Origin of the sequence: Rhodococcus yunnanensis NBRC 103083, from assembly GCF_001895005.1 — a bacterium.
Lineage (GTDB): Bacteria > Actinomycetota > Actinomycetes > Mycobacteriales > Mycobacteriaceae > Rhodococcoides > Rhodococcoides yunnanense.
In genome coordinates this window covers 876,500-895,585 of sequence record NZ_BCXH01000001.1, presented here as the reverse complement: position 1 = coordinate 895,585, position 19,086 = coordinate 876,500, and the positions used below count along the sequence as shown (strand labels likewise).

The 19,086-nt window shown below is 63.5% G+C and carries 22 protein-coding genes; 20 read left to right on the top strand and 2 right to left on the bottom strand.

Features of this window, described 5'->3' with window-relative positions; translation table 11 throughout:
- The first annotated feature begins 131 nt into the window (after nt 1–131).
- Genes rpsP through trmD form a run of 4 tightly spaced genes read left to right on the top strand, consistent with a single transcriptional unit; the run spans nt 132 to nt 2,070 of the window.
- Nucleotides 132–605 (top strand): 30S ribosomal protein S16, encoded by a 474-nt coding sequence (rpsP, locus tag RY1_RS04075; protein WP_072802159.1) that lies wholly within the window; start codon nt 132–134, stop codon nt 603–605.
- The gene (locus RY1_RS04070) at nt 602–844 is read left to right on the top strand and encodes an RNA-binding protein (RefSeq protein WP_072802158.1); all 243 of its coding nucleotides are present in this window, start codon (nt 602–604) and stop codon (nt 842–844) included. The genes rpsP and RY1_RS04070 overlap by 4 nt, the downstream gene beginning before the upstream one ends.
- A gap of 11 nt (nt 845–855) precedes the next feature.
- The gene (rimM, locus tag RY1_RS04065) at nt 856–1,386 is read left to right on the top strand and encodes a ribosome maturation factor RimM (protein WP_072802157.1); all 531 of its coding nucleotides are present in this window, start codon (nt 856–858) and stop codon (nt 1,384–1,386) included.
- 3 nt (nt 1,387–1,389) lie between these two features.
- Nucleotides 1,390–2,070 (top strand): tRNA (guanosine(37)-N1)-methyltransferase TrmD, encoded by a 681-nt coding sequence (gene trmD, locus RY1_RS04060; protein ID WP_072802156.1) that lies wholly within the window; start codon nt 1,390–1,392, stop codon nt 2,068–2,070.
- Nucleotides 2,071–2,114: 44 nt separating this feature from the next.
- Here trmD and RY1_RS04055 read toward each other — a convergent pair whose 3' ends face one another.
- Nucleotides 2,115–3,071 (bottom strand): serine hydrolase, encoded by a 957-nt coding sequence (locus RY1_RS04055; RefSeq protein ID WP_072802317.1) that lies wholly within the window; start codon nt 3,069–3,071, stop codon nt 2,115–2,117.
- A gap of 63 nt (nt 3,072–3,134) precedes the next feature.
- Between RY1_RS04055 and RY1_RS04050 the strand changes: the two genes are divergently transcribed.
- The 14 genes from RY1_RS04050 to RY1_RS03990 all read left to right on the top strand — a co-directional run bounded on the left by RY1_RS04050 (nt 3,135) and on the right by RY1_RS03990 (nt 16,381).
- Nucleotides 3,135–5,465: a Tex family protein gene (locus RY1_RS04050; protein ID WP_072802155.1), complete on the top strand. Its 2,331-nt coding sequence runs from the start codon at nt 3,135–3,137 to the stop codon at nt 5,463–5,465.
- A gap of 99 nt (nt 5,466–5,564) precedes the next feature.
- On the top strand, nt 5,565–6,416 hold the full coding sequence (locus RY1_RS04045) for a hypothetical protein (RefSeq protein WP_072802154.1): 852 nt from the start codon (nt 5,565–5,567) through the stop codon (nt 6,414–6,416).
- Between the two features lie 162 nt (nt 6,417–6,578).
- A complete protein-coding gene (rplS, locus tag RY1_RS04040) occupies nt 6,579–6,920 on the top strand; it encodes a 50S ribosomal protein L19 (RefSeq protein WP_072802153.1) in 342 nt (113 codons plus the stop codon).
- Between the two features lie 142 nt (nt 6,921–7,062).
- Nucleotides 7,063–7,845, top strand: coding sequence for a signal peptidase I (gene lepB, locus RY1_RS04035; RefSeq protein ID WP_072802152.1), 783 nt, complete (start codon nt 7,063–7,065; stop codon nt 7,843–7,845).
- 149 nt (nt 7,846–7,994) lie between these two features.
- Nucleotides 7,995–8,654: a ribonuclease HII gene (locus RY1_RS04030; RefSeq protein ID WP_245819471.1), complete on the top strand. Its 660-nt coding sequence runs from the start codon at nt 7,995–7,997 to the stop codon at nt 8,652–8,654.
- Nucleotides 8,655–8,694: 40 nt separating this feature from the next.
- Nucleotides 8,695–9,000: a DUF2469 domain-containing protein gene (locus RY1_RS04025; RefSeq protein ID WP_068428573.1), complete on the top strand. Its 306-nt coding sequence runs from the start codon at nt 8,695–8,697 to the stop codon at nt 8,998–9,000.
- 6 nt (nt 9,001–9,006) lie between these two features.
- On the top strand, nt 9,007–9,165 hold the full coding sequence (locus RY1_RS30050; RefSeq protein WP_169914555.1) for a hypothetical protein: 159 nt from the start codon (nt 9,007–9,009) through the stop codon (nt 9,163–9,165).
- 200 nt (nt 9,166–9,365) lie between these two features.
- A complete protein-coding gene (locus RY1_RS04020) occupies nt 9,366–9,704 on the top strand; it encodes a histone-like nucleoid-structuring protein Lsr2 (protein WP_072802150.1) in 339 nt (112 codons plus the stop codon).
- Nucleotides 9,705–10,066: 362 nt separating this feature from the next.
- Nucleotides 10,067–10,420 (top strand): YraN family protein, encoded by a 354-nt coding sequence (locus RY1_RS04015; protein ID WP_072802316.1) that lies wholly within the window; start codon nt 10,067–10,069, stop codon nt 10,418–10,420.
- Complete coding sequence (locus tag RY1_RS04010) at nt 10,420–11,928, top strand: YifB family Mg chelatase-like AAA ATPase (RefSeq protein WP_072802149.1); 1,509 nt, start codon at nt 10,420–10,422, stop codon at nt 11,926–11,928. The genes RY1_RS04015 and RY1_RS04010 overlap by 1 nt, the downstream gene beginning before the upstream one ends.
- The gene (gene dprA / locus RY1_RS04005; RefSeq protein ID WP_072802148.1) at nt 11,925–13,049 is read left to right on the top strand and encodes a DNA-processing protein DprA; all 1,125 of its coding nucleotides are present in this window, start codon (nt 11,925–11,927) and stop codon (nt 13,047–13,049) included. The genes RY1_RS04010 and dprA overlap by 4 nt, the downstream gene beginning before the upstream one ends.
- A gap of 98 nt (nt 13,050–13,147) precedes the next feature.
- Nucleotides 13,148–13,930, top strand: a complete 783-nt coding sequence (locus RY1_RS04000) for a siderophore-interacting protein (protein ID WP_072802147.1) — start codon at nt 13,148–13,150, stop codon at nt 13,928–13,930.
- Between the two features lie 66 nt (nt 13,931–13,996).
- Nucleotides 13,997–14,923, top strand: coding sequence for a tyrosine recombinase XerC (locus RY1_RS03995; protein WP_072802146.1), 927 nt, complete (start codon nt 13,997–13,999; stop codon nt 14,921–14,923).
- A 540-nt stretch (nt 14,924–15,463) separates the two neighbouring features.
- The gene (locus RY1_RS03990; protein ID WP_139279725.1) at nt 15,464–16,381 is read left to right on the top strand and encodes a MinD/ParA family ATP-binding protein; all 918 of its coding nucleotides are present in this window, start codon (nt 15,464–15,466) and stop codon (nt 16,379–16,381) included.
- A gap of 9 nt (nt 16,382–16,390) precedes the next feature.
- Here the strand turns inward: RY1_RS03990 and RY1_RS03985 are convergent, their stop codons facing one another.
- The gene (locus RY1_RS03985; protein WP_371829438.1) at nt 16,391–16,882 is read right to left on the bottom strand and encodes a M23 family metallopeptidase; all 492 of its coding nucleotides are present in this window, start codon (nt 16,880–16,882) and stop codon (nt 16,391–16,393) included.
- A gap of 331 nt (nt 16,883–17,213) precedes the next feature.
- Here RY1_RS03985 and rpsB point away from each other — a divergent pair, with 331 nt between their 5' ends.
- Both rpsB and tsf read left to right on the top strand, forming a co-directional pair.
- Nucleotides 17,214–18,125: a 30S ribosomal protein S2 gene (gene rpsB, locus RY1_RS03980; protein ID WP_072802144.1), complete on the top strand. Its 912-nt coding sequence runs from the start codon at nt 17,214–17,216 to the stop codon at nt 18,123–18,125.
- A 111-nt stretch (nt 18,126–18,236) separates the two neighbouring features.
- Nucleotides 18,237–19,061 (top strand): translation elongation factor Ts, encoded by an 825-nt coding sequence (gene tsf / locus RY1_RS03975; RefSeq protein ID WP_072802143.1) that lies wholly within the window; start codon nt 18,237–18,239, stop codon nt 19,059–19,061.
- Nucleotides 19,062–19,086: the final 25 nt, after the last annotated feature.

Below are 19,086 nucleotides of genomic sequence, written 5' to 3'. Positions count from 1 at the left end.
AGGCTGCTGTTCGCCCGTCCACCGGTTACGTACCGAACGGCGGTCACAACACCCTTCAACGCAAAACCGGGTGCGCAGTCCATGCGCACCGCAGAATTGCGCCGTGACCAACTCGAAAGGCTTCATTTTTCATGGCTGTCAAGATCAAGCTCATGCGCATCGGTAAGATCCGTACCCCGCATTACCGCGTCGTCATCGCGGACTCTCGCACCCGCCGCAACGGCCGTGCGATCGAGACCATCGGCAAGTACGAGCCCAAGCAGGACCCCAGCATCATCGACATCGATTCCGAGCGCGCACAGTACTGGCTCGGAGTCGGCGCTGTGCCGACCGAGCCCGTCGAGGCACTGCTGAAGATCACCGGCGACTGGCAGAAGTTCAAGGGCCTGCCCGGCGCCGAGGGAACGTTGCGTCTCGCAGAGCCGAAGCCGTCCAAGCTGGACCTGTTCAACGCTGCTCTGGCGCAGGCTGACGCCGAGCCGCTCGGTGACGCCACCACCGCCAAGAAGAAGAAGGCTCCGAAGGCCGACGAGGCTGCCAAGGCAGACGACGCCGCAGCAACCGACACGGCAGAGGCGCCGGCCGCCGAGGCTGCTGAGAAGTGAGTGCCGTTGTCGCCGACGCCGTCGAACACCTCGTTCGCGGTATCGTCGCCAATCCTGACGACGTTCGCGTCGAGCTGATCACCGGTCGTCGCGGGCGCACGGTGGAAGTTCACGTGCATCCCGAAGACCTCGGTAAGGTCATCGGGCGCGGCGGTCGCACGGCAACAGCTCTGCGCACGTTGGTCTCCGGAATCGGTGGCCGCGGCATCCGTGTCGACGTCGTCGACACGGATCAGTAGCGCACTGCGTCATGGAGCTCGTAATCGGTCGCATTGCCAAGTCACACGGCATCAAAGGTGAAGTCGTCGTCGACGTTCGTACCGACGAACCAGACGACCGCTTCGCCGTCGGAACGGTGATCCACGGGCGCAAGCCACGGGTCACCACCGATACTGCTCCGTACACGGTGGAAGCCGCCCGGGAACATTCCGGGCGGCTTCTGCTGCGCTTGGAGGGAATCGGCACGCGGGAAGCTGCCGATGCGCTGCGCGGAACACTGTTCGTCATCGAGTCGGACGATCTCGAGCCCTCCGATGATCCGGACGAGTTCTACGATCACGAACTCGAGGGCCTGACAGTGCGGTTGGTCGACGGTGACACCGTCGGCACGGTCCGCGAAGTCCTGCATTCGGCGGCGGGGGAGTTGTTGTCGATCCGTCCCGCCGACGGCAGTCGCACCGAGCTGCTCGTGCCCTTCGTCGCTGCGATCGTCACGTCGGTGTCGCTGGCCGACAAGACCGTGACCATCGATCCGCCCGAGGGTCTGCTGGACCCGGAGTAGTTCGTGAAACTCGACGTCGTCACCATCTTTCCCGAATACCTCGATCCCCTTCGCACCGCATTGCTGGGCAAGGCGATCGACAAGGGACTCGTCTCGGTAGGTGTCCACGATCTTCGATCGTGGACACACGACGTGCACAAGGCCGTCGACGATTCCCCGTACGGCGGCGGCCCCGGCATGGTCATGAAACCCACCGTGTGGGGCGATGCGCTCGACGACGTCCTCACCGAGGATTCGCTTCTGGTGGTGCCGACGCCCGCAGGCGTTCCCTTCACCCAGCGCACGGCCGAACGCTGGTCGCAGGAGCGTCACATCGTCTTCGCGTGCGGGCGCTACGAGGGCATCGACCAACGCGTGTTCGACGACGCAGCCACACGTGTCCGCGTCGAAGAGGTCAGCATCGGTGACTACGTGCTGATCGGCGGTGAGGCGGCAGTTCTGGTGATGAGCGAGGCCGTCGTCCGTCTGCTGCCCGGTGTGCTCGGCAATCAGCAGTCCCACCAAGAGGATTCGTTCTCCGACGGACTTCTCGAAGGCCCCAGCTACACCAGACCGGTGAGCTGGCGTGGACACGACGTGCCCGCCGTGTTGTTGTCCGGCGATCACGCGAAGATCGCGGCTTGGCGCAAGGACCAATCGATGCTCCGTACCCAGGATCGCCGCCCGGATCTTCTGCAGGACTGACCTATTGCAGGACCGGCTCACTACAGGGCTGGCTCACTACAGGACTAGTCGACTCGTCCGTCCGGGAACAGCATCGCCACTACTCCGGTGAGTGTGTCACGCGCGTGCTGAGCGCTGCTGTCGTCGGTGACGTCGACGACCGCGGTGTCCGGGTAGTGATCCATGTCGTCCTCGTAGTGGATGTCCTCGCGCGAGATCAATGCGATGACGAAGCGGTTGTCCACGCCGACAGTTCCCGTCGACAGATGGACCCATCGGTCGGCGATGCAGCACATCCAGCCTTGTTTCACCGCGTACACGGGTTCGGACGGCAATCCGTCGACGATGCCGAAGTGTTGGTGATACCCGTCTGTCGCAACAGGCGTCGACTCACGGAGCAGACCGATGATGGTCGATGCCGACGCCGGGGACAGTCCACCGGCACCATCGATCATGCGCGTGTAGTACGCGACGATGTCTCCCGCAGTCGTTTCCGTGTTCCACCACAGCCCGTCCCACGGCGGCGATGTGGCGGTCAAACCGTAGCGTTGGGTCACCCGGTCGATGATGTCGTTCCCGCCGTACTTGTCCCACAGATTGTTCGCGGCCTGGTCGTCGGAAGATTTCAACATCGTCTTCAGAGACTCCATGTCGTCGTCGGCGACGGGAACCTGCGCGATATCGGCGCCGTGGAGCACGTCGTCTGCGATGAAGAGCTTCGAGACGGACGCCGTCTCGACCTGATCGGTGTCGCCGCTGGCGAAATAAGCACCTGTGCGTCGATCGAGGAGCGCGAAGTCGACCTCGGCGCCGCGGCCGCTCGCCGCGGCGATGGCAGCAGGTATGCGCGAATCCAGGGCCAGGTCATCGACTGTGTCGGTGTCGGGAAACGGTGACTCGGTGGTGGCGCCGGTGTCCGTGGGCTCGGAGTCCTCGGGAACACTGCACCCTGCGAACAGAAGCGCAACGGCGGCGAGAAGAGCTGCGCACGAAACGGCCAGGACTTGCATCGGCCTGGACATGTTCTGTTCTCCTGCGCTGGTCACTGATGAACGTGTCCCACAGTAGCTGTAGGGTCGGGCGCCGTGACGATTGCTCTCAAAACTGTGAACATACGCATAGCCGAAGAACTCGACGTTCGGGAGGAACAGGTCCGCGCTGCGGTGGATCTCTTGGACGGCGGTTCGACGGTTCCGTTCATCGCCCGGTATCGCAAAGAGGTCACCGGAATGCTGGACGACGCTCAGTTGCGGCAGCTGGAGGAACGGCTGCGGTATCTGCGTGAGCTCGACGAACGACGCAATACAGTCCTCGAGTCGATCCGCTCGCAGGGCAAACTCGACGAGGCGCTGGAGCAGTCGCTCATGCTCGCCGAGACCAAGTCGCGCGTCGAGGACATCTACCTCCCGTTCAAGCCCAAGCGTCGCACCAAGGCGCAGATCGCGCGCGAGGCGGGTCACGAGCCCGTAGCGGATGCGCTCATCACGGATCCGAATACCGATCCCGCGAAATACGACTCCGACCAGCTCGATGGCGCACGGGCCATCCTGGTCGAGCGATTTGCCGAGGATCCCGATCTCGTCGGAGAACTCCGCGAGCTCATGTGGACGCGTGGGCAGCTGACCTCGACGGTACGTAAGGGCAAAGAAGAGGAAGGCGCTAAGTTCGCCGACTACTTCGAGTTCTCGGAGCCGTACACGCGACTTCCGTCGCATCGAATTCTCGCTGCGTTCAGGGGCGAGAAGGAAGAGGTCTTGTCTCTCGGTCTCGAACCAGAGCAGGAAGAAACTCCTCCGGGAGTGCCCACCGTCTACGAGGGCCGCATCGCCTACAAATTCGACATCGCCGATCGGGGTCGCGCCGCCGACCGTTGGCTGCTCGACACGGTCAGATGGGCGTGGCGAACCAAGCTTCTGGTGACGCTCGGGATCGATGTTCGTATGCGGCTGCGGCAGTCGGCCGAGAAGGATGCGGTCGACGTCTTCGCATCGAACCTCAAGGACCTTCTGCTCGCTGCGCCCGCAGGCAACCGCGCCACGATGGGTCTCGACCCTGGATTCCGAACAGGAACAAAAGTAGCGATCGTCGATTCGACCGGCAAGGTCGTCGACTACGACACGATCTATCCGCACAAGCCGCAGGGCAAATGGGATCAAGCAGTGGCGACGCTCGCCGCCCTGGCCGCGAAGCATTCGGTACAGCTGATCGCCATCGGCAACGGAACGGCGTCACGCGAGACGGATGCGCTGGCCGCCGACCTGATCGCGAAGTTCCCCGCTGCAGGCCTGACCAAGATCGTCGTGTCCGAAGCGGGGGCGTCGGTGTACTCCGCCTCGGCATACGCATCGAGTGAACTGCCCGACCTCGACGTGTCGATCCGCGGCGCGGTGTCGATCGCTCGACGGCTCCAGGATCCTCTGGCCGAGCTGGTCAAGATCGATCCGAAGTCGATCGGAGTGGGTCAGTATCAGCACGACATCTCCGAGTCTCTGCTCGCTCGATCGCTGGGCGCTGTCGTCGAAGACGCGGTGAACGCCGTCGGGGTCGATGTGAACACCGCTTCGGTGCCCCTACTGTCCAGGGTCTCCGGAATCGCAGGATCGCTCGCCGAGAGCATCGTGGCGCATCGCGATCAGCATGGGCCGTTCGCCAGCCGTTCCAAGCTGAAAGATGTTGCACGTTTGGGCCCCAAAGCGTTCGAGCAGTGTGCAGGATTCCTCCGGATCGCGGACGGCGATGATCCACTCGACCGGTCGAGCGTGCACCCGGAGTCCTACCCGGTCGTGCGGAGAATCGTCGACAGCGCAGGCGTCGGGGTGCGTGAGGTCATCGGGAACTCGTCACTCCTCCGCGGTCTGCGTCCACAGCAGTTCGCCGACGAACGTTTCGGTATCCCTACCGTCACGGACATCATCGCCGAACTCGAGAAGCCAGGCCGCGATCCACGTCCGGAGTTCAAGACCGCGACGTTCGCTGCGGGTATCGAGAAGGTCGCCGACCTGGAGCCGGGCATGACCCTCGAAGGCGTCGTCACCAATGTGGCGGCATTCGGCGCATTCGTGGACATCGGCGTTCACCAGGACGGATTGGTCCACGTATCGGCGATGTCGCACAATTTCGTCAAGGATCCGCGTGAGGTCGTCAAGTCGGGCGACGTGGTCAAGGTGAAGGTGATGGAGGTCGACATTCCTCGTCAGCGGATCGGGCTGAGCCTGCGTCTCGACGACGAGCCGGGTGCCGCGGCGAAGGAGAAGCCCCGCGGCGGATCGGGTGGTGCACCGCGCGGAGGTGGGCAGCAGGACCGCCGTCCGCAGGGGCAACGTCGTGACAATCGAAGCGGTGGTGGGCGTCAGGAGAGCACGCCCGCCGGCGGGTCGATGGCCGACGCGCTACGGAAGGCAGGGTTCGGCAAGTAGCATTTCGACTTCGGCAGGATCGGCGACGGCGTCGATCCTGCGGGAGCGCACTGTGCAGGGAATTCGACCTGCGGAGAATCGGAAGGAGTCGCGGCGGTCGTGAGATGGTTGCATCACGAGATCATCGACCACGGTCGTCTCCCACTGCTGTGTTTCCTCCTGGGGTTCGTCGTTGGTTTCCTTTTGATCCGGTTGAGCGTCAGGATGATTCGGGCTCAGGTGAAGTGGTGGCCGGGCAACATCACTCCGGGCGGGCAGCATATCCACCACGTGGTGTTCGGGATCGTGCTGATGCTCGTGTCCGGAATCACGCTCATCGCGGTCTTCGAGGACGGCACTCAGGAGTCGGGTGCGGCACTCGCCGCGCTGTTCGGGGTAGGTGCAGCGTTGGTTCTCGACGAGTTCGCGCTGATCTTCTACCTCAAGGACGTCTATTGGTCGGAGCAGGGGCGCACGTCGATCGATGCGGTCTTCGTGGCGGTTGCCGGAACAGGTCTGCTACTGCTCGGTTTCCATCCGCTCGAGCTCTTGAACGTGACCGACATTCGGCGCAGCCCGGACGCGTGGGTGCGCGTCGGATATGTGGCTCTGGCTTTCGTGCAGCTCGGGCTGTGCGCTGTCGTCGTTCTCAAAGGGAAGATCTGGACGGGTTTGGTCGGATTGTTCTTCGTGCCGATCCTGATCGTCGGGGCGTTGAGGTTGAGTCGACCCGGTGCTCCGTGGGCGCGCTGGCGTTACACCGTGAGGCCGAAGAAGATGGAACGTTCCCTGGGTAGGGAACGGAAGATACGACGCCCGGCGATTCGGGTGAAGATCTACCTGCAGGATCTTATTGCGGGTAAACCCAGCATCGACCACGCCGTCGCTGCGACCGAGGACGTGCTGGACAGGACCGTACAACCGGCGGCAGCCCCGTCCTCGACCCCGCAACGCAGCGATACTTCGGCCTAGATCGGGGCGATTTCGCGACCGGTGGTTCGGTCTGGCACAATAGTTGGGTTGCCTGTACCAGGCACAGACCTAATCGGAGTACGAACCAGCCGAGTTCCGTGTCAGTTCGCGGCGCCGCTCGGTTCCTCTGCTCGTGCGAAGAACGCAAGGATGGCCCCACCGATGAACACTCTGGACTTCTTGGACAACAAGTCGCTGCGCAGCGACGTTCCCGACTTCCGCCCCGGCGACACGCTCAACGTGCACGTCAAGGTTATCGAAGGATCGAAGGAGCGCGTGCAGATCTTCAAGGGCGTCGTGATCCGCCGCCAGGGTGGTGGCGTCCGTGAGACGTTCACCGTTCGAAAGGTCTCCTTCGGCGTCGGTGTCGAGCGCACCTTCCCGGTTCACAGCCCGAACATCTCGCTGATCGACGTCCTCACCCGCGGTGACGTGCGTCGCGCGAAGCTGTACTACCTCCGTGATCTGCGGGGCAAGGCTGCCAAGATCAAGGAAAAGCGCTGATCGCTGTTTCCAGCGTCCACCGCGCCGCATCGCCCCGTTCGGGGTGGTGCGGCGTTTGTGTTTCGCCCGATTCGTCCCTGTCGTGATGGGCCGATTCGACGCACCGTCCTTCGCGGTAGGAGAGTGCGGCTAATCTGGTGCGGTGGCAGATTCCCCGCAGGATCCGAATGTCGTTTCGGACTCGAACGCTGACGAACCCGAACCTACGAAACGTGCGAAGAAGCCTCGTTCGTTCTGGCGTGAGTTGCCGATTCTGATCCTGGTGGCACTCGTGCTGAGCTTTCTGCTTCAGACATTCGTCGCCCGGGTGTATCTGATTCCGTCCGAATCGATGGAACCGACGCTGCACGGGTGCGCGGGATGCACCGGTGACCGCATCGTCGTGGAGAAGATCAGCTATCGATTCGGTGACCCGAAGCCCGGCGATGTCGTCGTCTTCCGGGGACCGGATTCGTGGAACAGCGAATTCACCTCCACCCGTTCGTCGAACGCGATCATCCGCGGCGCGGAGGAAGTCGGATCGTTGATCGGTGTCGTCGCTCCCGACGAGAACGACCTCGTCAAGCGAGTCATCGCAACCGGCGGCCAGACGGTGGAATGCTGCGACGACCAAGGACGCGTTCTCGTCGACGGTAAGCCGCTCGACGAGCCTTACATCCAGATGGACTTTCCGTTCACTCCGGGAGTCATGACATGCGACACCGAGATCAAGTCGGGTCGCTGCTTCTCGGCTGTCACGGTTCCCGAAGGAAATCTGTGGGTGATGGGTGACAACCGCAGCAATTCAGCGGACTCCAGATTCCATGTGTCGGACGAGCTGATGGGAACAGTGCCGGTGGACAACGTCATCGGCCGGGCATTCGTCATCGCTCTTCCGCCGTCGCGATGGGGCACACTCGATTCGCCCGACATCCAGGGGCAGTGAAGTTCGAGGGCAGTGAAGTTCGAGGACAGTGAATTTCGAGGACAGTGAGCCGAGCGGGGAACGTGGGTAGAACGAGCACCAGCCGTACGAGGGGTCGGAACCCGTGGCCACCGCGGCCCGTCATTCGGCGCTCTTCGGGGCTTCGAACCATGGAGGCGGCTTTGGACCGCAACGGTCTCGGGCCTGTCGCAGGGGTGGACGAGGCCGGCCGCGGAGCCTGCGCGGGACCGCTGACCGTCGCGGCGTGCGTCCTCGGCCCGAAACCGTACGCATCATTGGCCGATCTCGACGACTCGAAGAAACTGACCGAGAAGCGGCGCGAGGAACTGTTTCCCAAGATCCAGCGTCTCGCCCTCGCGTGGAGCGTCGTGTTCATCGATGCCGAGGAAATCGATCGGATCGGGCTGCATGTCGCCAACATCGAAGGCATGCGCCGAGCGGTGGCAGGCCTCGGTATGACCCCTGGTTACGTACTGACCGACGGCTTCCGGGTGCCAGGACTGCCTGCACCGTCGTTGCCCGTGATCGGCGGTGATGCGACAGCTGCGTGCATCGCGGCAGCGAGCGTGTTGGCGAAGGTATCGCGCGACCGAGTGATGGTCGAGATGGACGCGGCGATTCCCGGATACGGCTTCGCCGTTCACAAGGGGTACAGCACCAAGGCCCACTCGTCGGCGATGATTCGGCTCGGACCCTGCGAGCAGCACCGCATGTCCTATGCGAACGTGTCGGCTGCGGCAGCGGGACGGGCCGCCTCGGTGGCGCCCGCGTCGGGCCGAATGGACCACGGCAACAGTAGTGCGCGATGATTGACGTTCACGCAATTCGACAAAGGATGAGAAGAAACCGATGAGTGCCGAAGATCTCGAAAAGTACGAAACCGAGATGGAGCTCTCGCTGTACCGGGAGTATCGGGACATCGTCGGCCAGTTCAACTACGTAGTCGAGACGGAGCGACGCTTTTATCTTGCCAACTCCGTCGAACTGATTCCGCACAACGCCGATGGTGAGATCTATTTCGAACTGCGAATGTCCGATGCGTGGGTCTGGGACATGTATCGCCCTGCCCGTTTCGTCAAGCATGTTCGCGTGATCACCTTCAAGGACGTCAACATCGAGGAACTCGACAAGCCCGATCTCAGACTGCCGGAGTAGGCGCCGATGTCGGTGACGCCGTGGCTGTTGGTTCTGGCCGCAGCGATCTACTTACTGGGGCGTCGGAAGTCGCGGAAGAATCTGGTGATGTGCGCGCAATTGATCGGCGTGGTCGCGGTGTGCCTCGTCGTCGGGCAGGTTCTATGGCAGATTCTGAAGCAATGAATCGATTTCGAGTTCGAATACCGTTGCATTGCAGTGGATTTGCTGGAACAAATTGTTTCGGCTGCGAGACGGTGCGCGCAAATCCTTCCGGTATTCGAGTTCGATGAATTCTGTGAATTTCTCGGATGTTTGTACTGGCAGCGGATAGAGTGGTACAAATGTATTCATAATACAATCCCTTGACTGTTAGAGGTTCGGACATGGCGCGCAAGACACTCGTTCAAATGATCGATGATGTCGATGGGTCGGTTATCAAGGATGGACAAGGCGAGACCATAGAATTCGGGATCGGCGGCAATCAGTACCGCATCGATCTGAACCTGAAGCATGCGAACGAATTGCACGAGCAGTTGGCCTTCTGGATCGAGCACGCGGAGAAGGTATCCGGGCGTCGAGTGAAGAAAGCCGGCGCCGCACCTGCGCGGGGCAAGGTGGACCTGCAGGACATTCGTGCCTGGGCTCGCGACAACGGTTACGACGTCAGTGCGAGAGGGCGAATCAGCCAGGACGTGCAGTCGGCGTACGAGGCAGCACACTGAATCTGTTGTTCGCATGATTTCGGCACTCGATGCCCCCGACCGTAAGACGGTCGGGGGCATCGTCGTATCCATTCGGTGACGCAATTCGGATCGGTGATGTGGCTCGCGCGGATACGTTGTTTCTCGGTGACCGAAACGGGCGGAACAATGTGGTGGTTATACGACGCCCTCGCGCCCTTTAGCAGATCGGTCCGACATCCGCTGTCGGCGCAGCCCTCTGGCAGCGTCGTTCGTCCACAGGTGTCGGCGTTGTCCACAGGGTAATTCTCGACCTGGGTTTTCCCAGAATTCGGCCCTGCCGCGCAGCGGATCGTCAGGTGATCGGTTCGGCAAAGCGAGCCGACGATCACTTGGGGGAGACGATGTCGAAGGCGGAACTGGGGGCTCGCGGCGAGGCACTGGCGGCGCTGCATCTGGTCGACGGCGGTATGGAGCTCGTCGATCGTAATTGGCGGTGCAGGCACGGTGAGCTGGACATAGTGGCTCGCGACGGTGCCGTCATGGTCTTCGTGGAGGTGAAGACCCGTTCAGGGACGGGGTACGGGACGCCTGCCGAGTCGGTGACCTTCGCCAAGCAGCAACGAATTCGCACGTTGGCGCTGGCGTGGCTGCAGGAACGTGGAAGTCCCTGGGTCGAACTGCGATTCGACGTGGTGGCGATCGTGATCTCGTACGACGGCGACCCGGTGATCTCGCACCGACGCGGGGCGTTCTGATGGCGTTGGGGCGAGCGTTCTCGGTGGCGGTCAGTGGCGTCGACGGTCAGGTCGTCGAAATCGAAGCGGACATCGGGCGAGGGCTGCCAGGGGTTCATCTGGTCGGATTGCCGGACACCGCGTTGAACGAGTCGCGTGATCGGGTGAAAGCCGCCGTCACGAATTCCGGTGGGAAGTGGCCGGATTCGCGAGTAATACTGGCGTTGTCGCCGGCCACGCTACCCAAGGTCGGATCGGTCTACGATTTGGCGCTCGCGTTGGCCGTACTGGATGCGGACAAGCAAATCCCTCGTGGATCTCTTCGCCGAACGGTATTCCTCGGTGAGTTGGCGCTCGATGGTCGCCTGCGGCACGTGCGCGGAGTCCTACCGGCTGTGCTCGCGGTGAAGAAGGCCGGTTGGTCGTCCGTGGTCGTCCCGATGGCGGGGCTGGCCGAGGCAGGTCTGGTGGACGGCATCGACGTGCTCGGTTCGCGTTCGTTGAAGGAAACCGTCGCCTGGCTTCGTGGAGACGGAGCACTGTGCCAGCCGATGCCGGTGGCGTGGGGGGAACCGGATACGTATCCCGACATGAGCGAAGTGGTCGGACAACCGGAGGCCCGCTGGGCACTGGAGGTTGCAGCGGCTGGTGCGCACCACGTCATGTTGACGGGTCCGCCGGGAATCGGCAAAACGATGTTGGCGCAGCGGCTTCCAGGGATCCTCCCACCGTTGACCGAAACGGAATCTCTCGAGGTGACTGCGATTCACTCGGTTGCGGGAACGCTGACCGGCGATCACCCGTTGATCAGTTCGCCGCCGTTCATCGCCCCGCATCACTCGACGACAGTGAGTGCCATGGTGGGCGGCGGCACAGGAATGGCAAAGCCAGGGGCGGTCAGCCGGGCGCACCGCGGAGTTCTGTTTCTCGACGAGTGCGCGGAAATGGGACCGAAAGTGCTCGAAGCATTGCGAACGCCGTTGGAGGACGGAGAGATTCGGATTGCCCGACGCGATGGTGTCGCCCGATACCCGGCGCGGTTCCAGCTGGTGCTCGCGGCGAATCCGTGTCCATGCGCACCGGCCAGAAACTCCGATTGTGTATGCGCGCCGACGGTCAGGCGGAAATACCTCGGGAAGTTGTCGGGTCCGTTGCTCGATCGGGTCGACCTTCGGATCACGATGATGGCTGTTGCCTCGGGTGCGCTGACCGACGAGATCGGCGAGTCGACCGAGCATGTGCGAGCCCGAGTCACCGGTGCACGAGATGCGGCAGCAGAACGCTGGCGCGAGTACGGCTGGCGTACCAACGCCGAGGTGCCCGGTCCAGCTCTGCGTCAGAAGTTCACGCTGTCCCGAGATGCAGTGCGGCCGATCGAGCGGGCGTTGAGAAACGGTTCGCTCACCGCGCGCGGCGCGGATCGAGCACTTCGGGTCTCGTGGACTCTGTCGGACCTGGCCGGAACGAGTATGCCGGGGATCGACGAGGTCGGCGCAGCTCTGGACTTTCGAGACAGGGGGACGATGTGACCGATCACGATCGAAGGAAGCTCGCGTGGGCATACCTCTCACGTGTCGCTCAGGGGCCGCACCGCGAACTCGCAGACTTCGCGGTGCACGCAGGACCCGAGGCAGCTCGGATCGAACTCGAGCGCGGACGTTTCGGCGAGCGGCTTCAGGTCCGCGCACACATCGATACGGCCGCGGCCGATCTCGACCTGATCTCGGCGCTGGGAGGGCGCCTGATCACGCCGGACGACGACGAGTGGCCCGCGTGGCAGCTTCTCTCGTTCGACGGCGCAGGAATGCCCACTGCGTCGGATCAGAGTGCACCCTTCGCGCTGTGGGTCCTCGGGGGCATATCGCTCGACGAACTGTGCGAGCGCTCCGTGGCTGTGGTCGGGACGCGTGCCGCGACCGCGTACGGCGAACACGTGACCGCCGAGATGTCGGGTGATCTGGCGGTGGACGGATGGACGATCGTCTCCGGTGCTGCATTCGGAATCGACGCCGCCGCGCATCGTGCGGCACTCGGCGTCGGTGGTGCAACCGTTGCGGTGTTGGCGTGCGGCATCGACCGCGCATATCCGTCGGGACACGCGCGTCTACTCGGACGCATCAAGGAATCGGGTGCTGTGATCAGCGAGTACGCACCGGGCACTACGCCGGCCAAGCACCGCTTTCTCGCCAGAAACCGACTCGTCGCAGGACTCGGGTCCGCCGTGGTCGTCGTCGAAGCAGGATGGCGAAGCGGTGCCAGAAACACAGCTGCATGGGCACACAAGCTGGGACGGCCCGTCCTCGCCGTGCCAGGGCCGGTCACATCGGCGTCGTCGAAAGGCTGCCACCGGATGATCCGTGAGGGGGAGGCGCGTTTGGTGGCGAATGCACACGACATCGTGGCCGAGATCGGAACGATCGGTGATGTGGGGGACGGGCGGCCGTCGATGTTTCGCGACATCGACGCGTTGTCGGAATCGGCTCTGCTCGTGTACGAGGCACTGCCGGCCTCGGGATCGGTGTCGCCCGTGGAGCTGTCGGAACGCTCGGCGCTGCCCCTGGTCAAGGTCAGATCGGTTCTCCCGCTGCTCGAATTGGAGGGTTTCGCCGCCAGCGACGAGACAGGTTGGTTCCGTCTGGCCAGAGCGTGACGGCGCACCGCGTGCGAACATGCCGGTAGCCTATTTAGGTAACGCTTACTCACCGGAACATTCACGGAACGCTCGACAGCTCGGAAAGGCTGAAACAGGTGGCACGACGCAAGACGACATTGACCGTCCTTCGCACAGAGGCACTGACACCCCACATGCAGCGTGTGTATCTCGGCGATCCAGGTTTCGAGGACTTCGAACCGGTCGACTACACCGACTCCTACGTCAAACTCGCCTTCGGACCCGAGGACGACGAGATCAAGCGGACGTACACGATTCGATCCGTCGATCAGGATGCCCGCGAGGTCGCCATCGACTTCGTCGTGCACGGCGACGAAGGCGTCGCAGGCCCGTGGGCAGCGAACGCCAAGCCCGGAGACACCATCGGACTGTACGGGCCGAACGGGGCGTACAAACCGCGCGCGGATGCGGACTGGCACCTGTTCGCAGGAGACGAGTCGGCGATTCCTGCGATCTCGGCTGCCGTGGAGGCGCTGCCGGAAGATGCGATCGCGAAGGTCTTCGTCGAGGTCGCGGACCGCAAGGACGAGATCTACATGGAAACTCTCGCCCTCGTCGATGTGACGTGGATTCATCGCGGTGCCGGATCGAACGAGGTCTCGGAGGACAAGGCCGGAGACAATGCGCCGCTCATCGATGCTGTCCGACGTACCGAGTGGCTGCCGGGGCAGGTCCAGGTGTTCATTCACGGCGAGGCGCAGGCAGTGATGCACAACCTTCGCAGCTACGTTCGCAAGGAGCGGGGCGTGCCCGCCGAGTGGGCCTCGATTTCCGGATACTGGCGACGGGGCCGTACCGAGGAGAACTTCCGGGTATGGAAGCGTGAACTGGCGGAAGCCGAAGCAGGTTCGAACGCCTAGCGTGCCGCTCCAGGGGTACCGGCGCGCCGTGTTGCCACGACGGGGTCGACAGGTCACTGTTGGTTCATGGCCGACGCACTCCCGCCTCCGTTGAGTGCTCATCTCGAGGAGTACGCCGAACACCTCGAGCTCGCCAAGGGACGGTCCCTCCACACGATTCGTGCGTACGTTTCGGACGCGGAGTCCTTGCTGCACTACCTCGTCGTCGAGCGCTCCTCGGTGAATGTGGGCGACATCGATCTCCGGCTGTTGCGATCGTGGCTGGCAGGGCAGGCTCGCGCAGGGTCGGCGCGATCGTCGATGTCGCGTCGAACATCCTCGGCTCGGGTCTTCACTGCGTGGTTGACGCGAACGGGCCGTGTCGACGCGGATCCGGCCCTTCGGCTGGCTTCTCCGTCGGCGAAGCGAGCGCTGCCGACGGTGCTCAAGCAGAATCAGGCCTCGGCGGCGTTGGCCTCGGCGGAATCGGGTGCAGCAGAACTGGATCCGATCGCGCTCAGAGACCGACTGATCGTCGAGATGTTGTACGCGACCGGCATCCGGGTGGGTGAACTGTGTGGACTCGATGTGGACGACGTGGACACCGGGCGACGGCTGGTTCGCGTGATCGGCAAGGGCGACAAGGAGCGGTCCGCGCCGTACGGGCTCCCTGCGTCCCGCGCTCTCGATGCGTGGATCACCTACGGACGCCCGCGTCTGGCCACCGACCGATCGGCGAGTGCGCTGCTCCTCGGGCGGCGAGGTGGCCGAATCGATCCGAGACAGGCGCGCACCGCTGTGCACGAGGTGCTCGCATCGGTACCGGGAGTCCCGGAGATGGGACCACACGGCCTCCGCCACTCCGCCGCCACGCATCTGCTGGAGGGGGGTGCAGATCTGCGCGTGGTGCAGGAGCTGCTCGGGCATGCATCGCTCTCGACGACGCAGATCTACACGCATGTGTCGGTGGACCGGCTTCGTGCGGTCCACGACCGTGCACATCCGCGCGCATGACCCGTCCAGGGTGGGCGGGCTTCGGCGATTTGGTAGCGTCGTGGCGAAACAAACCGCATGCAAAGTATTGTCGGCTGTACGGACGGCCGCGTCCGAAAACGAACACGAAAATCCGGATACGGGGGGACCGTGGACCGCGAAAAACCACAAGGCACGTCAGCCGCGTGGTCGATTCATGATCACACGGGTCAAGGTCGGCAATTTCGGTCCACCGCAGTACCCATCGATCAGGTCAGGTCGGCATCCGACGTCGACCGCGTGCCCCCGATCGGGACGAACCCGGTGAACTCCGATCGTCGGCCCCCGCCCTGGCAGTCGCCTCGATCGGATCGTCAGCCGCCGCCCAAGTACACCTCACCTGCAGGCGAGGCCGTCGACACCACCGGCTCGCAGCGCGGGGAGAACTGGACTCCGCCGTGGTCGGCGCCCGGCGGCCCGCAGCTCGAACAGTCGGCGGCAGGCGAGCGGGCGCAGACCGGCCCCGTCCCCACCGGTCAGTTCTATCCGCCGACAAGCCAGGACCTCGCGCCCGATGCGCTCCTGAAGCGCCCGCGCAGGGCATCGACGTCGGGCTGGCGGCGCGGCGTACACCGGCTGACCGGCGGCGTCATCAATCCTGGCGAATCCACTGCCGAGGAGCGCTACCGAAACCAGGTCGACCGGATCAGACAACCCGTGCTCGGTGACTATCGGATCGCGTTCCTCTCGCTCAAGGGCGGCGTCGGAAAGACCACCACGACGCTCGGGCTCGGGTCGACCTTCGCCTCATTGCGCGGAGACTGTGTGATCGCAGTGGATGCGAATCCGGACTTCGGCACACTCGGTGAGCGTGTCCCGCGCCAGACATCGTCGACGGTCCGTGATCTGCTCGCGGACGCACCCAACATCCGGCGTTACTCCGATATTCGTGCGCATACGTCGCAGGCGCCCAGTCGTCTCGAAGTGCTTGCCGGTGAACGTGATCCAGCGGCGTCCGAAATGTTCGGCGAGCAGGACTACCGGTCGGTGATCGAGATGCTGCAGGTGTACTACAACCTCATCCTTACCGACTGTGGAACCGGCATCATGCATTCGGCGATGAACGGCGTCCTCCAGTTGGCAAATGCGCTCGTTCTCGTGTCCTCGCCGGCCGTCGACGGAGCTCGCAGCGCCGCCGCCACACTCGATTGGCTTCAGTTGCACGGTTACGGCCATCTGGTCGAGCGCACCGTCGTGGTGATCAGTTCGGTGCGACCGGGTTCGTCGACGGTGGACATGAACCTGTTGACGCAGCATTTCCTCGAACGATGCCGCGCGGTGCTCGTGGTGCCGTTCGACGAGCACCTGGCCGAAGGCGCCGTTGTCGACCTGAACCTGCTTCGTCCTCAGACGCGCTCCGCGTTCGTCGAGCTCGCCGCGATGGTTGCCGACGATTTTCCAGTGGCGTCCGGTCGTCACTCCGGCGCCAATTGGCGTTGACCACCGCAATCACGACGGCTGAAACGGTTTCAGCCTGATCGGTGTCGGACGCACCAACCTCAGTGGGTCCAGATACTCTCGCCCGCGGCGGACTCCCCAGTGCAGGCAGGCCGGGGAGCACGCCCCGTGGCCTGCGGTGAGCGTGCCGACGACGTCGCCGCGTGCGACCCGATCACCCGCCGCGACCGACGCGACCACGGGTTCGTACGTGGTGCGCAGTCCATTGGAATGGTCGATGGAGACCACGGGCTTCCCGGCTACGAGACCTGCATGAACGACGACGCCGTCACCCGCCGCCAGAACCGATTGCCCCTCGGTTCCGCTCAGGTCCACCCCGCGATGTCCGGGCAACCAGTCGAACTCGGGCGGATCGAACGTGGCGGCGATGTCGGGGCGAGGTGACAACGGCCACGAGAAGTCGGCGGAGGCATCAGCCGCGGCATCGGGTGCACCAGCGGCGCAGAACACCACCACGGCGAGTATCGAGAACAGGCGTTTCACGCTCTCAGCGTCGTCGACTGCGATCCGGCGCAAGATATCGAAACGATAACTGTGGATAGCGCGAGAATTCATCCACATTCTCGAATGCGGGCTTGACGAGGAGGTCCGGTTATGTTGCGGGACGTCGAGGTCGTACACTTGCCGAGCGACCTGTGCCCGCATGGGTCGACTTCGCGCGTCCGCGTCGCATGAACACTACTTCGGTGGTGTTCGCGCAGCACGGCTACCGGCGGTCCCTCTTTCGTACGTGGGTCCGGTAGCCAGCGGTCGCCAGGGCAGAGGTCAAACGACACTCTGCGTCAACCGGCAATCGAAAGAGAGTTATTCAGCCATGGCTGTAGTAACCATGAAGCAGCTGCTCGACAGCGGCACACACTTCGGACACCAGACCCGTCGCTGGAACCCGAAGATGAAGCGATTCATCTTCACCGACCGCAACGGCATCTACATCATCGACTTGCAGCAGACTCTGACCTTCATCGACAAGGCCTACGAGTTCGTCAAGGAGACCGTCGCCCACGGTGGAACGGTTCTTTTCGTCGGCACGAAGAAGCAGGCACAGGAGTCCATCGCCGCTGAAGCAACTCGCGTGGGTATGCCCTACGTGAACCAGCGCTGGCTCGGTGGCATGCTCACCAACTTCCAGACTGTCCACAAGCGTCTTCTCCGCCTCAAGGAGCTCGAGGCCATGGAGCAGACCGGTGGCTTCGAGGGTCGCACCAAGAAGGAAATCCTCATGCTCACGCGTGAGATGACCAAGCTCGATCGCACCCTCGGTGGTATCCGTGACATGGCCAAGGTTCCTTCGGCCATCTGGATCGTCGACACCAACAAGGAGCACATCGCCGTCGGCGAGGCTCGCAAGCTGAAGATCCCGGTCATCGCGATCCTGGACACCAACTGCGACCCCGACGTCGTCGACTACCCGATCCCGGGTAATGACGATGCGATTCGTTCTGCTGCGTTGCTGACCAAGGTCGTCGCATCCGCAGTCGCCGAGGGCGTGCAGGCACGGGCCGGACAGAACACGAGCACCGACGCCAAGCCCGAGGTCGGTGCAGGCGAGCCGCTCGCAGAGTGGGAGCTGGAGCAGCTGGCACAGGCATCGCCCGCAGCCGAGGCAACTCAGGAAGCTGCAGCCGAGGCGCCCGTCGCCGCTGACGCACCTGCCGCTGACGCACCTGCCGCTGACGCACCTGCCGCTGACGCACCTGCCGCAGAAGCACCCGCAACGCAGGCTTGATCGAACAGGTCCCGATCGGCGTCGTACCAGGCCGATCGGGGCCTTTTCTGCAAGCCGAGAAGTTATCGACAAGCTTTGCCCACCCACAGCATTCGAGGAGGCTCGCCCAACATGGCGAACTACACCGCCGCTGACGTCAAGCGGCTCCGCGAGCTCACCGGCTCCGGAATGATGGACTGCAAGAACGCTCTCGCCGAGACCGACGGAGATTTCGACAAGGCAGTCGAGCAGCTCCGCATCAAGGGCGCGAAGGACGTCGGCAAGCGCGCCGAGCGCAACACCGCCGAAGGCCTCGTCGTCGCCAAGGGCGGCGTTCTCGTCGAGATCAATTCCGAGACCGACTTCGTCGCCAAGAACGAAGAATTCCAGAACTTCGCCGATTCGGTGGCAGCAGCTGCAGCCGAAGGCAAGCCTGCCGATGTCGAGGCCCTCAAGGCTCTCGATCTCGGTGGCAAGACCGTCGATGCCGCACTGGGCGAGCTCTCGGCCAAGATCGGCGAGAAGCTGGAACTGCGTCGCGTCGTGTCCTTCGACGGACCGGTTGCAACGTACCTGCACAAGCGCAGCGCCGACCTGCCGCCCGCCGTCGGCGTGCTCGTCGAGTACACCGGTGAGGGCGAGGCTGCTGCCGACGCCGCTCGCGGCGCAGCGATGCAGGTCGCAGCACTCAAGGCCAAGTACGTCACTCGCGACGAGGTCCCCGAGGAGATCGTCGCTTCCGAGCGTCGTATCGCCGAGGAGACGGCACGCGAGGAGGGCAAGCCCGAGCAGGCACTGCCGAAGATCGTCGAAGGTCGCGTCAACGGCTTCTACAAGGACGTCGTTCTGACCGAGCAGTCCTCCGTTCAGGATTCGAAGAAGACCGTCAAGGCAATTCTCGACGAGGCAGGCGTGAAGATCACTCGATTCGCACGCTTCGAGGTCGGCGCGAGCTGATCGCGAGTCACCAGCATTTCACCGA

Bases quoted from the DNA above. Each gene is read 5' to 3' on its own strand.
- rpsP (WP_072802159.1), top strand. From the start codon at position 132: ATGGCTGTCAAGATCAAGCTCATGCGCATCGGTAAGATCCGTACCCCG.
- rimM (WP_072802157.1), top strand. From the start codon at position 856: ATGGAGCTCGTAATCGGTCGCATTGCCAAGTCACACGGCATCAAAGGT.
- RY1_RS04055 (WP_072802317.1), bottom strand. From the start codon at position 3,071: ATGTCCAGGCCGATGCAAGTCCTGGCCGTTTCGTGCGCAGCTCTTCTC.
- rplS (WP_072802153.1), top strand. From the start codon at position 6,579: ATGAACACTCTGGACTTCTTGGACAACAAGTCGCTGCGCAGCGACGTT.
- RY1_RS04030 (WP_245819471.1), top strand. From the start codon at position 7,995: ATGGAGGCGGCTTTGGACCGCAACGGTCTCGGGCCTGTCGCAGGGGTG.
- RY1_RS04025 (WP_068428573.1), top strand. From the start codon at position 8,695: ATGAGTGCCGAAGATCTCGAAAAGTACGAAACCGAGATGGAGCTCTCG.
- RY1_RS30050 (WP_169914555.1), top strand. From the start codon at position 9,007: ATGTCGGTGACGCCGTGGCTGTTGGTTCTGGCCGCAGCGATCTACTTA.
- RY1_RS04020 (WP_072802150.1), top strand. From the start codon at position 9,366: ATGGCGCGCAAGACACTCGTTCAAATGATCGATGATGTCGATGGGTCG.
- RY1_RS04015 (WP_072802316.1), top strand. From the start codon at position 10,067: ATGTCGAAGGCGGAACTGGGGGCTCGCGGCGAGGCACTGGCGGCGCTG.
- RY1_RS04010 (WP_072802149.1), top strand. From the start codon at position 10,420: ATGGCGTTGGGGCGAGCGTTCTCGGTGGCGGTCAGTGGCGTCGACGGT.
- RY1_RS03995 (WP_072802146.1), top strand. From the start codon at position 13,997: ATGGCCGACGCACTCCCGCCTCCGTTGAGTGCTCATCTCGAGGAGTAC.
- rpsB (WP_072802144.1), top strand. From the start codon at position 17,214: ATGGCTGTAGTAACCATGAAGCAGCTGCTCGACAGCGGCACACACTTC.
- tsf (WP_072802143.1), top strand. From the start codon at position 18,237: ATGGCGAACTACACCGCCGCTGACGTCAAGCGGCTCCGCGAGCTCACC.